This is a genomic window from Nitratireductor sp. ZSWI3 (assembly GCF_024655565.1).
In the GTDB taxonomy this organism is placed as follows: domain Bacteria; phylum Pseudomonadota; class Alphaproteobacteria; order Rhizobiales; family Rhizobiaceae; genus Nitratireductor.
Genome location: NZ_JANKOF010000001.1, coordinates 226,914 through 239,533 on the forward strand (window position 1 = coordinate 226,914; position 12,620 = coordinate 239,533).

The window sequence follows — 12,620 nt, forward strand, 5'->3', positions numbered from 1 at the left end:
CTTTGCGTTCTTGCTTTTGGTCAGCTGGTTTCATCCCGCGCCAGGCGCTCGAAGAAGCGGCGCAGGTCGGTGCGCAGGTCCTCGGGGTCCTCGATGCCGATGCTGAGGCGCAGGATGATGCGTTCGTTGCGCGGATCCGGCGTGGTGCGATGGCCGGAAATGGCCATCGGGGCGATCAGGCTGCGCGTCCCGCCCCAGGAGGCGCCGATGGCGAAGATCTCCAGCCCGTCGAGGGCGATGGCGAGACGCTCCTCCCACGCTTCGGGAAGAACCACGGAAAACAGGCCGCTCGCTCCGGCGAAATCCCGTTTCCAGATCTCGTGTCCGGGATTGTCCGGAAGGATCGGCGACAGGACTTCGACCGGATAGCGGGCGGCGATCTCGGTGGCGATTTCACCCGCGACCCGCCCGCAATGAGCGATGCGCAGCGCCATGGTTTCAAGCCCGCGCAAAGCCAGCGAGATGGCATCCGGCGCGGTGTGAAAGCCGAGCATCCGCATGATGTCCCGCAACCCCTTGCGCAGGGCCGGATCGCTCACGCTGACTGAGCCCATCAGTATGTCGGAATGGCCGCCGGGGTATTTCGTCAGGGCCTGCATGGAGAAATCCACGCCATGCGCAAGAGGCTTGAAGAGCAGGGGGGTCGCCCAGGTGTTGTCGATGCCGGTCAGGATGCCCCGCCGGCGGGCATAGGCCACGATCGCCGGGACGTCCTCGATCTCCATCGTGGTCGACCCCGGGCTCTCCATCCAGATCAGGCGTGTGCTCGCCGTCGCGAACCTTTCGATTTCAGGGCCCGACCCCGGTGGATATGTGGACCAGGAAATGCCGAGCGTGGACAGGAAATCCCGGCAAAGCCCGTTGACGGGCGGATAGGCGGTTTCGGCGATCAGCACGTGATCGCCGGGTTTCAGGACGCTCAGGAAGACAACGGCCACCGCCGCCTGGCCGGAAGGCAGAATGACGGTCTTGCATCCGCCCTCCAACGCGGTGATCTGCGCCTCCAGAACCCGCTGGGTCGGGGTCCCGTGCATTCCGTAGGAATAGCTGTCCAAATCCCTGTCGCCCCGCGTGGCATAGGCTTCGGCATTTTCGAACACGATTGTCGAGGCCCGATGCGTTGCGACGCAAAGGGACGCGAATTCGTCTTCGGCGACGGCGGGGTGATGAACGGTCAGGGTAGAGTCGCGCATGAATGTCTCCGGTTGGCCTGGAGACATTTGCAGAACGCATCTAGTACGTATACTGATGTGACGGCATGGCTCTATGTGAAAAACTGATGTGAAGTATCGCCAGATCGAAGCCTTCCACGCGCTCATGATCTCCGGGTCGACCGTTCGGGCGGCCGAGATAATGGGGATCACGCAGCCTGCCGTCTCGCGCCTGATCGCCGAGCTCGAACATGCGGTGCGCTTTGCGCTGTTCGATCGGGTTCGCGGGCGGCTGGTGGCAACGCCGGAGGCGCATCTGTTCTTTCGCGAGGTCGATGAAAGCTTCAGGGGATTGGATCGGTTGCGTGCATCCGCGGCCGCGATCCGGGACTATGGCGAAGGCAATCTCAGAATAGGCTGTTTCGCGGCGGGCAGTGTGAGCCTGGTGCCGGCCGCGATCCGTGCTTTCCGCATCAAGCATCCCGCCATTCGCCTGACGTTTCATGTGAAGTCGTCGGCCGACATCCGCAACGGCGTCGTCGACGGGCAGTACGATATCGGCCTGGCGGCGGACGAGATCGACCGCGCAGGCGTCGATACGCAGGTTTTTGGAAGCTATGCCGGTGTGATCGCGATGCCCGGCGATCACCCTCTGGCCCGGCATGAAGTGCTCGAGCCGGCTCATCTGAAGGGGGTTCCGCTGCTGGGCCTCGTCGCGGAGGACCGCGCCCGTCAAAGGTTGGACGCGCTGCTCGGCGCCGAGGGGATAGTGCCCGACTATGTTCTGGAAACGCCGAACTCCGCGACGATCTGTGCGCTCGCCGAGGAGGGGAATGCGGTGGGGCTGGTCAATCCCATGGTGATAGCCGATTTCCGCAGCCGCGGCCTGACATTTCGCCCTTTTGCACCCAAGGTGATGTTCCGCTCGCTGCTGCTCTATCCCGCAAACACCCAGAAGTCGCGTCTGGTGCTGGAGTTCTGCAAGGCCCTCTTGTCGCAGCGCTGACGTGTTTGGCGGTTCCCGCATCTCCATGCCGGCGGCTTCCCTGCTTGCGCGGTCGCCCGCCGGTCCGGCTGGAGCGCAACCATCGCTCAGACTTTGCGCTTGCCCCCGTGATGCGGCAAAAACTTCGAATTCTGCCTTGTGCCGGCAATGCGCACATCGGCATCGTGGGTCTCCAGGCCTTCCAGGATGGGGCAGCCGGGACGCGCATCCCCTGCGCATTTCATCGCCAGATCCTCAAGCGCTGCGGCCATCTGCTCCAATTCCTGGATCTTCAGTCGAAGCTCGGCGATGTGATCAAGAGCGATCCGCTTGACGTCGGTGCTTTGCCGCTCGCGGTTTGTCCAAAGGTCCAGAAGCTTCTGGATGTCGGCAACCTGGAAGCCGACGTCGCGCGCTGCGCGGATGAAGCGCAGCACGTGAACATTGTCTTCCGAATAGTCGCGATACCCCGAAGCCGTGCGGTCGGCCGCCGGAATGAGCCCGATCTCCTCATAGTAGCGGATCATCTTCGCCGAGACGCCCGATGCCTTCGCCGCTTGTCCGATGTTCATTGGTTCTTCCTCATGCGGGGCAGCCGGTCCCACGAGGGACCGGCCACGATGGTTGATCAATGGGCGGCCTTGAACCGGCGGAGCCTCAGCGCATTGCCGAGCACGAAGACACTCGACAGGGCCATGGCGCCCGCCGCGATGACCGGCGTGAACAGGATGCCGAAAGCCGGATAGAGCGCCCCCGCGGCGACCGGGATCAGGGCCGTGTTGTAGGCGAAGGCCCAGAACAGGTTCTGACGGATATTCGTGATCGTCGCCTTGGACAGGGCGATCGCGTTCGGCACGCCCAGAAGGCTGCCCGACATCAGCACCACATCCGCTGCCTCGATGGCGACGTCCGTGCCGGTGCCGATGGCAAGGCCCACATCCGCCTCGGCGAGCGGCGGGGCATCGTTGATGCCGTCGCCGACGAAGGCGAGCTTGCCATACCGGCTCTTGAGCGCGCGGACGGCATCGACCTTGCCGCCCGGCAACACTTCGGCCACGACCTCGTCGATGCCCAGCCGCGCCGCGACCGCCCTGGCGGTGCGGGCGTTGTCGCCGGTGATCATCGCGACCTTCAGGCCGAGATCGTGCAGGGCCTTGATCGCGGCGGGCGTCGTGTCCTTGATCGGATCGGCGACGGCGATGATCGCCGCAAGCGCGCCGTCGATCGCCGCATAAAGCGGCGACTTGCCCTCGTTCGCCAGGCGTTCGGCAGCCGCGCCGAAAGCCGCGACGTCATGGCCGAGTTCGCTCATGTAGCGATCGGCGCCGATCTCGACGCGCTTGCCGTCGGCCACCGCCTTCACCCCGAAGCCGGTAAGCGATTCGAACGCCGACACGAGCGGCAGAACGAGGCCTTCTCCTTCCGCGGCGTCCACGATCGCACGGGCGATCGGGTGCTCGGACCTGGTCTCGACGGCGGCGACGAGGCTGAGGACCTCCGTCCGGACGAAACCGGGGCTGAGCTCCAGATCCGTCAGTGTCGGCTTGCCTTCGGTCAGCGTGCCGGTCTTGTCGAGCGCGACGACCTGGGCGTCTTTCAGCAGTTGCAGTGCCTCGCCCTTGCGGAACAGCACGCCGAGCTCCGCACCGCGGCCGGTGCCCACCATGATCGAGGTCGGCGTCGCCAGACCCATGGCACAGGGGCAGGCGATGACCAGCACCGCCACGGCGTTGACCAGCGCGAAGGTCAGCGCGGGCGAAGGCGCAAAATAAAGCCACGCCGCGAAGGTGAGCGCTGCCACCGCGAAGACGGCCGGCACGAACCGCATGGTCACCTTGTCGACGAGGGCCTGGATCGGCAGCTTGGAGGCCTGCGCTTCCTCGACCAAGCGAATGATCTGCGAAAGCACGGTGTCACTGCCCACCGCCGTCGCACGGAACGCAAAGGCACCCGTCTGGTTGACGGTGCCGCCGACAACCTTGCTGTCGATGGACTTCGACACCGGGATCGGCTCACCCGTAATCATCGATTCGTCGACATAGCTGTCGCCCTCGATCACCTCGCCATCGACGGGAATGCGTTCGCCGGGCCTGACCTCGACGATATCGCCGGTGATGACCGCAGCAAGCGGCAGATCCTCCGCCTTGCCGTTTCGGCGAACGCGCGCGCTGCGAACCTGGAGCCCCGCCAGGCGCTTGATCGCCTCGGATGTGCGGCCCTTGGCACGGGCCTCGAGCAGCCGGCCGAGCAGGATCAGCGTCACGATGACGGCGGCGGCTTCATAATAGACGTTGATTGTGCCGGGCGGCAGGAAACCCGGCGCGAAGGTTGCGACCAGCGAATAGAAATAGGCCGCGAGCGAGCCGATGGCGACCAGCGAGTTCATGTCCGGCGCACGGCGCCAGAGCGCCGGAAGCCCCTTTTCATAGAAGCGGATGCCGGGGACGAAAAGAACGATCGTCGTCAACACAAACTGGATGTACCAGCTCCATTGCATTCCGATGGTGCGCGCGATGAGGTCATGCACGCCGGGGATGAAGTGGGCCCCCATTTCCATCACGAAAACCGGCGCGGTCAGCACGGCGGCAAGCGTGAAATCGCGGGTCAGCTCGCGCAGCTCGGCTTCTTTCTTCTCGGCGTGCGCGGCATCTTCGTCGGTGCGCTCGGCGCCGATCGCCTTCGCCTCGTAGCCGGCGCCCTCGATCGCCGCGATCAGGATTGCCGCCTCGGCCGATCCCTTGATGGTCGCCCGCTCGGTCGCAAGGTTGACGACGGCTTCGCTGACGCCGGGAACGGCTTTCAGGGCGCGCTCGACATTGCCCACGCAGGAGGCGCATGTCATGCCTTCGACCGCGAGCTCGACAGAACCGGCGCCGGCGGCGCCCGCCGGTACGAAATAGCCGGCGTTCTCGACCGCCTTGACGAGCGTCGCGCGCTCGATGGCTGCGTGCGTCGTGATGCTCGCCTTTTCAGTGGCGATGTTGACCGATACGGTTTCGACACCGGGCACGGCCGCAAGCGCGCGTTCGACGTTGCCCACGCAGGAGGCGCAGGTCATGCCCTCGATGGGCAGGGATATAGAGGTCGTCAGGTCTGTTTCTCGAACTGGGGCATTCATGGGGGTGTTCCTGTTCCGGTATTCGAATGTGAACGGAAGATGGGGCTTCCCACCATGGGAAGGTCAAGGGGCATTTTTTTCTTTTCGAAAGTCCTTGACCTTCCCATGGTGGGAAGCCCCACTTTAAGCGCCGTGAGATCAAACCAAGGAGATTTCTCATGGAACTCAAGATCGAAAACATGACCTGCGGCGGTTGTGCCCGGGCCGTCGCAAAGGCCATCCAGTCCGTCGATCCGGACGCCAGCGTCGAGGCAAATCCCGAGGCGCGCACGGTCAGGGTCGAAACGACCGCCTCTGCGGCGTCGCTTCGGCAGGCTTTGCAGCAGGCCGGCTATCCGGCGGCGGCAAACTGATCGTGGCGAAGACGATGAACAAGCTCACCCCGATCTTCATTGCCGGTGTGGCCGCCGTCAGCGCGGGGCTGGCCATCGCCCAAAGCCAGTTGAAGGCAGACGATACGATGCCGGCCGATCATTCCACGCACGGAACACCGGCCGCCGCATCCGACGCTTCTTCCACGCAGGCGTTCGCGGCAGCCAATGACCGCATGCACAAGGACATGATGATCGAATTCAGCGGCGACGCCGATATCGACTTCATGCGCGGCATGATCCCGCACCATCAGGGTGCCATCGACATGGCGAAGGTGGTGCTGCAGTACGGCAAGGACGCGCAGGTCCGCAAGCTTGCCGAAGAGGTGATCGAAGCCCAGGAAGGCGAGATTGCCATGATGAAGAAATGGCTCGCCGAGCGTGGAGAGTGACGGAGGCGGCCTTGAGCCGCCTCACCGCCGGGCCTTTTCCTTGACAGGATTGCGTTCGGCCTGCACCTTAAAGCGGCCCCGAACCCGTCAATCCTGCGACCGCTGAACCTCCTCGCGCAGCCAATCGCAGAAGCTGCGCGCCGCCGGGCGCTGGTCGCCTTCGCGGATCAGGGCGAAATACCAGTCCGGCCCTTTCAGCACAGTGGCCAACGGTGCGACGAGCAGTCGATCCTCCAGAAGGGACCGAAAGAGCGTCGGCGAGAGCAGCGCCACGCCGAGGCCGCCCACCGCCGCATTGGCGATGAGTTCGAAGATCGAATAGTCCACGGAGGCGAAGCGCAAGCCGCCCGGCATGGACCGCTCGGCCCGCGCGAACCACTTTGCCCAGTCGGGATGAGGCAGGAGGTCGAAGTTTGCCAGATCCTCCGGCGCAGCGAGAGTCCGTGATCCGAGCAGGTTTGGCGCGACCATCGGCGTCACGTCGACAGGCATGAGAGGGTATTCGTCAAGCCCATCCCATCCCCCGCGTCCCGTCCGGATGGCGACATCGAAGGCCGTCGGATCACGCACATCCGAGGAAATGTCGAGCTCGATGGAGGCCCCGCCCGCTGCTCGGTAGCCCGACAGGCGCGGCGCCAGCCAGCGGGATGCAAATGTAGGCGGTGCTGTTACCCTGAGCGGCGTCGTCCCTGCCCGAAACGCATCGAGGGCATTGTTGAGATGGTCCAGTGCGTTGCGAACCTCGCACGCCAGCGCTACAGCGGCAGCGGTCGGAACAACCCTGCGCCCCGCGCGCGTGAACAAAGGCTGGCCGAGTTCGGCTTCGAGGCTGCGGATGCGCAGGCTGACGGCGGCGGGCGTCAGCGCCAGGCGATCGGCCGCGCCGGCAAAGCTGCCGACGCTCACGCACATTTCGAAGATCCGGAGGGATTCAACAGAGGGTCGAATGATTAGTTTTCCTTGTCATACGGGCAAGGAATGCGCGTTTTGCCGCCGCGATGGCTTGATGCACAGTCCTTCTTAAATCGGAAGGATAGGAGTTCCGCCATGTCGCCGCAATCGAGCACTGCAACCCTGATAGCCGGGCTGATCGACGTCTTCGCCGATGCCGCGCTGTCTGGCAATCCTCTGGCCGTCGTCGAAGACGCAGATGGACTTTCCGAGGCGCAGATGCGCCGGATCGCCGGCGAGTTCAACCAGGCCGAAACGACCTTCGTCATGCGCAGCGGCCGGGCCGATCTCAAGCTCCGCTCGTTCACCGCAGCGGGCGCGGAAGTTGGCGGTGCCGGTCACAACGCGCTGGGAGCCTGGCTCTGGCTGGCGCAGGAAGGCAGGCTCGGCCCGATCGACGCTCCCCGGCTGTTCCACCAGGAGATCGGCAATGAGGTTCTGCCGATCGAGCTCCGCCCCGTCGACGGGCGGATCTTTGGCCATATGAAGCAGGCAAGGCTCAAGCTGGGGCCGGCGCTCGTCGAGGTTCCACCCCTGGCGGCGGCCCTCGGCCTGGCGCCGGAAGATATCTGCGCCGAGCCGGCTCCGCGCGTCGCCGATACGGGCGTGGCGCACCTGCTGGTGCATCTGCGCGATGCTGCGGCGGTCGATCGTGCTGAGCCTGCCAGCAAGGGCCTCCTCAAGCTCCTCGGCGCGGTCGCGGCCGAAGGCTGCTATGTCTATGCCCTGGAAGGCCCTGTGCCACAGCGCGCCTATGCGCGGTTCTTCAACCCCACGGTCGGGTTATTGGAAGATGCGGCGACCGGCACGGCGGCCGGGCCTCTCGGCGCTTACCTTGCAAGCGAAGGCCTGATCTCGGACTCCATCGAGGTCGAACAGGGCACCAGGATGGGGCGGCGCAGCATCCTCCAGGTCAAACTGGCCCCGGAGCCCGAGATTTCCGGCGCCGGCATCGTCGTCATGCGCGGCACGCTTTCCATCTGAACTGCAACGGACGAACCACCGAAAACGACAGGGTGCGCGGCCTCACGCCGGACGCCGGCGCGAGCGCCCAGCTTCGACGACACATCAGCAGGATGGGAACGACATGATCCTGACCCGCCGCAACTTCAACAGAGGCGCGCTTTCGCTGCGCGCCGCCATCGCCAGCACACCCGCAACCGCACAATCCCAGGAGGAAGGCCAAATGCTCTCGATCACTCCCTATAAGATTGAGATCGGCGACGAAGCGATCGCTGATCTCAAAGACCGTCTCGGCCGGGTGCGCTGGCCCGAGCCGATCACCGAGGATTGGTCACGCGGCCAGCCCATCAAGCTCGTCAAGGAGCTGGCCGATCAGTGGCGGAACGCTTACGACTGGCGCGCACACGAGCGCGAGCTCAACCGCTATCCTCACTTTATGACTGAAATCGACGGCCAGCCGATCCATTTCATGCACATCAAATCGCCGGTGCCCGATGCCTTGCCCCTGATCCTCAGCCATGGCTGGCCCGGCAGTTTCGTCGAGTTCTTCGACCTCATCGGGCCGCTGACGGACCCGAAGGCACATGGACTCGACGAGTCGATCGCTTTCGATCTGGTCATCCCATCGCTGCCGGGCTTCGGTTTCTCAAGCCCGATGAGGTCGCCGGGCTGGGACAGCGCGAAGACCGCCAAAGCCTGGGACAGGCTGATGAAAGGGCTGGGCTATGAGCGCTACGGTGCCCATGGCGGCGATGCCGGCGCTCTTGTCGGGCGCGAGCTTGGAATACTGGCGCCGAAAGGCCTCGTCGGCACACATCTTCTTCAGATATTCGCCTTTCCCTCGGGCCAGCCGGGCGAGATGGAGAAGCTCTCCCCATTCGAACTGGAGGGAATGGCAAACCTCGCCAATTTCGAAAAATACGGCGGATACCAAGCCATCCAGTCGAAACGCCCTGGAACGCTCGCCTTCGCCCTCGTCGACTCGCCGGTCGGCCAATTGGCCTGGAACGCGGAGTTGTGGTTCGGCTTCGAGGGCGCCGGTGCCGACCATATGGACCGCGAGCTCTATCTGACCATCAACTCCATCTACTGGTTCACCGCCACCAGCGGGTCGGCCGCCAACGTCTATTACGAGGACACCCAGACCGGAGCGGGATATCGGGAAACAAACAATCCCACACCCACTGGCGTTGCCGTGTTCCCCGAGGACTTCCGATCCGTCCGCAGCTTCGCCGCGCGCTCCAACAACATCGTCCACTGGACCGAAATGCCCCACGGCGGCCACTTCGCCGCCTCCCAGGCGCCGGACCTCCTCGTGGCGGACATTCGCAAGTTCTTCGGGAGCTTGACCGGCTAGGCTTTATGCGTGATGCGCATGAGAGATATCCCAATAAATGCATTGGACAGATGTGCCGCCGAATGGTTCAACAACAGGTGCAAGGCATCGATCCTTGTGTTCGGGGCTTTGACCCGTTGCGGATTGGCGAAAAGTCATCCCTTTCATGGAGCTGGTGGTGCGTTTGAAGACAATCAAAAACGCGAAACCTTGGTGGGGAACAACAACAAACACAACCAGTGCATCTCCAGGAGAAACGGATGCACTCGCGGCCTTCGGGCGGGGTGTGGACGTCTCATGCATACACCAAGCGGCGGGGCAGGCTAGGGGCCCGGCGACCAGTTCTTCGTATTCGATCATCCAAGCAGAAGAATCCGGAGACAAATCATGAATTTACTTCCCAAGATACTGTTGGGGCTCAGCGCGCTGACCTTGGCCGCGACGGGTGCAGCGCCGGCCATGGCCGAGTACCCGGAGAAACCGGTGACGATCATTGTCGGGTTCGGTGCCGGCGGCGGCGTCGACACGGTCAGCCGCGCGGCGGCGAATGCGCTTGGCGAAAGCCTTGGCCAGCCGGTCACCATCAAGAACCAGCCGGGTGCCGGCGGCGGGCTCGCCACGACCGCGCTCAAGGCGATGCCGGCCGACGGCTACAACGTCGTCGCCACCACCTCGACGACGCTGACCTTCGATCCGCATACGCAGGAGCTTGCCTTCAATGTCGACGACTTCGACTACATCGCCGCTTTCGGTGTGTTTCCCGAGGCGCTGATCTCGCTGCCTGGCCGCGGCTGGAAGACCTTTGCCGACACGCTGGCCGAAGCCAAATCCAAGGGCGAGCCGATGAGCTACGCCTCCACCACCTCGGTGGACCGCGTGGTGGTCGGGATGATCGCCAAGCAGGAAGGCGTCACACTCAACCCCACGCCGACCAAGGGCGGCGCGGAGGCGGTGGCCCAGACGCTGGGCGGCCATGTGGATTTCGCCTACAGCTCCGGCACCTATTACGCCCAGGCCGAGGCGGGCAATCTTCAGGTTCTGGCTGTCTTCGGCGACGAGCGCATCGACGGCTTCCCCGATACGCCGACCCTGCAGGAACTGGGCTACGACATTTCCAGCATGAACATGGTCCTCTTCCTGATCCCCAAGGGCGCGCCCGACGAGGTCAAGGCCAAGCTGACGGAAGCCTTCGGCGCCGCCGCAAAGGACCTGCAGTTGCTGGACACGCTGAAGAAGCGGAACATGGGTTCGTTCGTGCCGGTGGGCGAGGAGATTTCCACCCTCATCCACAAGCAGAGCGAGCAGTTCAAAGCGGCTGTCGAAGCAAGCAAGTAAGATGAACGGCGACATTCAGGGCAGGCGCATTTCGCGCTTGCCCCAGTTCAGGAAGGCCCTTGGCGAATTGATCGTCGTCGGAGGCGCCAGTCTGGCCATGATCTTTTGGATCATCCCGGCCCAGACGAGCGCAGGGGGCGAACTGGGTCTTTCGCCGCAACTGGTGCCGACGGTCTGCTCGGCGGCAATCGGTCTTCTGACCCTGTTCCGTTTCATCGCGACTTTGATTTCGACACCGACGCGGGAACCCGGCGACGATGCGCCGATCCACTATGCGCTGAGCATGATTGCCGCCACCGTGGCCGGCATTGCCGCGATCGCCTATCTGGGCTGGGCCGTCGGCGGGGCGGTCCTTGCGCTGCTGGTGCTTCTGGTGCTCGGCGAGCGAAGGGCGCTCATGCTTGCGGCGCTGCCGGTTCTGGTCGCGGTGCTGTTGTTCCTGATCCAGAAGATGGGGATCTAGGTTGGAGAACATTCTTCTCGGCGCGGGCGACGCCTTCTCGCTAACGGCGATCGCGGCCGTGTTCGGGGGCATCCTGCTCGGCTACATCGTCGGCGTGGTGCCGGGGCTCAGTCGGCCGGCGGCGCTCGCGGTTGCGGTTCCGCTGACCTATTACATGACGCCCATCGCGGCCATTGCGTTTCTGGTCGGCGTGACGAAGGCGAGTGCGGCGGGCGGCGCCACGGGCGCCATCATGCTCAACACGCCGGGCGAGCCGAGCTCGGCGGCCACCTGCTATGACGGTTATCCGCTGGCGCGGGCGGGCAAGGCCGCCAAGGCGTTGAAGATCGCGCTGTATTCATCGGTGTTCGGCGACATGGTCTCGACGCTGGTGCTGATCGCGCTCGCCATGCCGCTCGCCTCCTTCGCCCTGAAGATGGGACCGGTGGAGATGACGTCGGTGATGATCTTTGCGCTGACCTTCATCGCGGCCCTTTCCGGCACGTCTCTCACCAAGGGGCTGGTGTCGGGCATCTTCGGCATCCTGCTTGCGACCGTCGGCCTCGACCCGGAAAGCGCCACGCCGCGCCTGACCTTCGGCATGATCGAGCTTTTCGACGGAATACCCCTTGTGTCCGCCACCGTCGGCATGCTGGCCTTCACGGAAATGCTGGTTCAGGCGGAGGCCTATATCAGGGCGCGCAAGACCGGCGAGGAAATCCAGAAGATGGAACTCCTGCCGGACGACAATGGCGTTTCGCTGGAAGAGGTCCGCGAGGTGGCGCCGACCGCCGTCCGTTCGACGCTGGTGGGGATCGCGGCAGGCATCATCCCAGGGCTGGGGCCCACCATCGGCGCGTTTCTCGCCTATGTCGTGGCCAAGAAATTTGCCAGGCCCGGCGACCGTTACGGCGAGGGCGACATCAAGGGCGTCGCTGCCACCGAGGCGGCGGACAATGCCGTGCTGCCGGCAAGCTTCATTCCGCTCTTCGCCATCGGCTTGCCGGGCAGCGTTTCGGCGGCGATCCTGGTTGCCGCGTTCATGATGCACGGCGTCGTGCCGGGCCCGCTGGTCTTCGAGCAGCATCCGCGCCTGATGTACGGCATCTATGTCTCGATGCTGGTGGCAAGCTTCTGCATGCTGATCGTGGGCCGGGTCGGTCTCACCTTCTTCGCGCGGATCGGCAGCGTTCCGGCTGTCATCATCATCCCGATGGTGATCGTCTTCTGCACGCTCGGATCCTTCCTCGAACATCATGCGATGTTCTCGGTCTATGCGATGGTGGTGCTCGGCGTGGTCGGGTACTTCATGCAGCGCTACGGCTATTCGGTCGTCACATTCCTCATCGGCTTCGTGATCGGGCCGCTGTTCGAGCTGTCGCTCCGCCAATCGATCATCGTCACCAATCATCGGCTGGAGGCGGTGCTGCAACACCCCATCGCCCTAGGCTTCCTGGTGATGTCGGTGGCGGCGGCGATCTTCTTCGTCAAGCCGGCGGGCAAGCTCGCCCAGGCGCAACAGACCGGCGTCTGACCGGAATGGTGAAAAGCCCGCCCGCCCGGCGGGCCTCTTCCT

General features: G+C 64.2%; 13 protein-coding genes. 8 read left to right on the forward strand and 5 right to left on the reverse strand.

The features are described 5' to 3' along the window. Nucleotides 1-20 precede the first annotated feature (20 nt). Entirely contained in the window at nt 21-1,193 is a 1,173-nt protein-coding gene (locus NUU27_RS01085) for a PLP-dependent aspartate aminotransferase family protein (protein WP_257760179.1), read from the reverse strand. A gap of 88 nt (nt 1,194-1,281) precedes the next feature. Here NUU27_RS01085 and NUU27_RS01090 point away from each other — a divergent pair, with 88 nt between their 5' ends. After that, nucleotides 1,282-2,157: a LysR substrate-binding domain-containing protein gene (locus NUU27_RS01090; protein ID WP_257760180.1), complete on the forward strand. Its 876-nt coding sequence runs from the start codon at nt 1,282-1,284 to the stop codon at nt 2,155-2,157. 86 nt (nt 2,158-2,243) lie between these two features. Here NUU27_RS01090 and cueR read toward each other — a convergent pair whose 3' ends face one another. Continuing rightward, entirely contained in the window at nt 2,244-2,708 is a 465-nt protein-coding gene (gene cueR, locus NUU27_RS01095) for a Cu(I)-responsive transcriptional regulator (protein ID WP_257760181.1), read from the reverse strand. A 56-nt stretch (nt 2,709-2,764) separates the two neighbouring features. Next, nucleotides 2,765-5,254, reverse strand: coding sequence for a heavy metal translocating P-type ATPase (locus NUU27_RS01100; protein WP_257760182.1), 2,490 nt, complete (start codon nt 5,252-5,254; stop codon nt 2,765-2,767). Nucleotides 5,255-5,412: 158 nt separating this feature from the next. Between NUU27_RS01100 and NUU27_RS01105 the strand changes: the two genes are divergently transcribed. Then, complete coding sequence (locus tag NUU27_RS01105; RefSeq protein WP_257760183.1) at nt 5,413-5,607, forward strand: heavy-metal-associated domain-containing protein; 195 nt, start codon at nt 5,413-5,415, stop codon at nt 5,605-5,607. A 14-nt stretch (nt 5,608-5,621) separates the two neighbouring features. Further along, the gene (locus NUU27_RS01110) at nt 5,622-6,017 is read left to right on the forward strand and encodes a DUF305 domain-containing protein (RefSeq protein WP_257760184.1); all 396 of its coding nucleotides are present in this window, start codon (nt 5,622-5,624) and stop codon (nt 6,015-6,017) included. Nucleotides 6,018-6,104: 87 nt separating this feature from the next. On the opposite strand, the gene NUU27_RS01115 is transcribed toward NUU27_RS01110, so the two are convergent. Then, a complete protein-coding gene (locus NUU27_RS01115) occupies nt 6,105-6,965 on the reverse strand; it encodes a LysR substrate-binding domain-containing protein (protein ID WP_257760219.1) in 861 nt (286 codons plus the stop codon). Nucleotides 6,966-7,064: 99 nt separating this feature from the next. Here NUU27_RS01115 and NUU27_RS01120 point away from each other — a divergent pair, with 99 nt between their 5' ends. Continuing rightward, nucleotides 7,065-7,952: a PhzF family phenazine biosynthesis protein gene (locus NUU27_RS01120; RefSeq protein WP_257760185.1), complete on the forward strand. Its 888-nt coding sequence runs from the start codon at nt 7,065-7,067 to the stop codon at nt 7,950-7,952. Between the two features lie 103 nt (nt 7,953-8,055). Beyond that, complete coding sequence (locus NUU27_RS01125; protein WP_257760186.1) at nt 8,056-9,288, forward strand: epoxide hydrolase family protein; 1,233 nt, start codon at nt 8,056-8,058, stop codon at nt 9,286-9,288. Nucleotides 9,289-9,291: 3 nt separating this feature from the next. Here the strand turns inward: NUU27_RS01125 and NUU27_RS01130 are convergent, their stop codons facing one another. Further along, nucleotides 9,292-9,627, reverse strand: coding sequence for a hypothetical protein (locus tag NUU27_RS01130; protein ID WP_257760187.1), 336 nt, complete (start codon nt 9,625-9,627; stop codon nt 9,292-9,294). A 27-nt stretch (nt 9,628-9,654) separates the two neighbouring features. On the opposite strand from NUU27_RS01130, the gene NUU27_RS01135 reads away from it, so the two are divergent. From NUU27_RS01135 to NUU27_RS01145, 3 genes are read left to right on the forward strand one after another with little or no spacing between them, the layout of a single operon-like run. Continuing rightward, nucleotides 9,655-10,602 (forward strand): tripartite tricarboxylate transporter substrate binding protein, encoded by a 948-nt coding sequence (locus tag NUU27_RS01135; protein WP_257760188.1) that lies wholly within the window; start codon nt 9,655-9,657, stop codon nt 10,600-10,602. Between the two features lies 1 nt (nt 10,603). After that, a complete protein-coding gene (locus NUU27_RS01140) occupies nt 10,604-11,065 on the forward strand; it encodes a hypothetical protein (RefSeq protein ID WP_257760189.1) in 462 nt (153 codons plus the stop codon). A 1-nt stretch (nt 11,066) separates the two neighbouring features. Beyond that, nucleotides 11,067-12,578 (forward strand): tripartite tricarboxylate transporter permease, encoded by a 1,512-nt coding sequence (locus NUU27_RS01145; RefSeq protein WP_257760190.1) that lies wholly within the window; start codon nt 11,067-11,069, stop codon nt 12,576-12,578. Nucleotides 12,579-12,620 lie beyond the last annotated feature (42 nt).

Excerpts from the sequence above, each read along its gene's own strand:
- NUU27_RS01085 (WP_257760179.1), bottom strand. The coding sequence starts at position 1,193 with ATGCGCGACTCTACCCTGACCGTTCATCACCCCGCCGTCGCCGAAGAC.
- cueR (WP_257760181.1), bottom strand. The coding sequence starts at position 2,708 with ATGAACATCGGACAAGCGGCGAAGGCATCGGGCGTCTCGGCGAAGATG.
- NUU27_RS01100 (WP_257760182.1), bottom strand. The coding sequence starts at position 5,254 with ATGAATGCCCCAGTTCGAGAAACAGACCTGACGACCTCTATATCCCTG.
- NUU27_RS01105 (WP_257760183.1), top strand. The coding sequence starts at position 5,413 with ATGGAACTCAAGATCGAAAACATGACCTGCGGCGGTTGTGCCCGGGCC.
- NUU27_RS01110 (WP_257760184.1), top strand. The coding sequence starts at position 5,622 with ATGAACAAGCTCACCCCGATCTTCATTGCCGGTGTGGCCGCCGTCAGC.
- NUU27_RS01120 (WP_257760185.1), top strand. The coding sequence starts at position 7,065 with ATGTCGCCGCAATCGAGCACTGCAACCCTGATAGCCGGGCTGATCGAC.
- NUU27_RS01125 (WP_257760186.1), top strand. The coding sequence starts at position 8,056 with ATGATCCTGACCCGCCGCAACTTCAACAGAGGCGCGCTTTCGCTGCGC.
- NUU27_RS01130 (WP_257760187.1), bottom strand. The coding sequence starts at position 9,627 with ATGATCGAATACGAAGAACTGGTCGCCGGGCCCCTAGCCTGCCCCGCC.
- NUU27_RS01135 (WP_257760188.1), top strand. The coding sequence starts at position 9,655 with ATGAATTTACTTCCCAAGATACTGTTGGGGCTCAGCGCGCTGACCTTG.
- NUU27_RS01140 (WP_257760189.1), top strand. The coding sequence starts at position 10,604 with ATGAACGGCGACATTCAGGGCAGGCGCATTTCGCGCTTGCCCCAGTTC.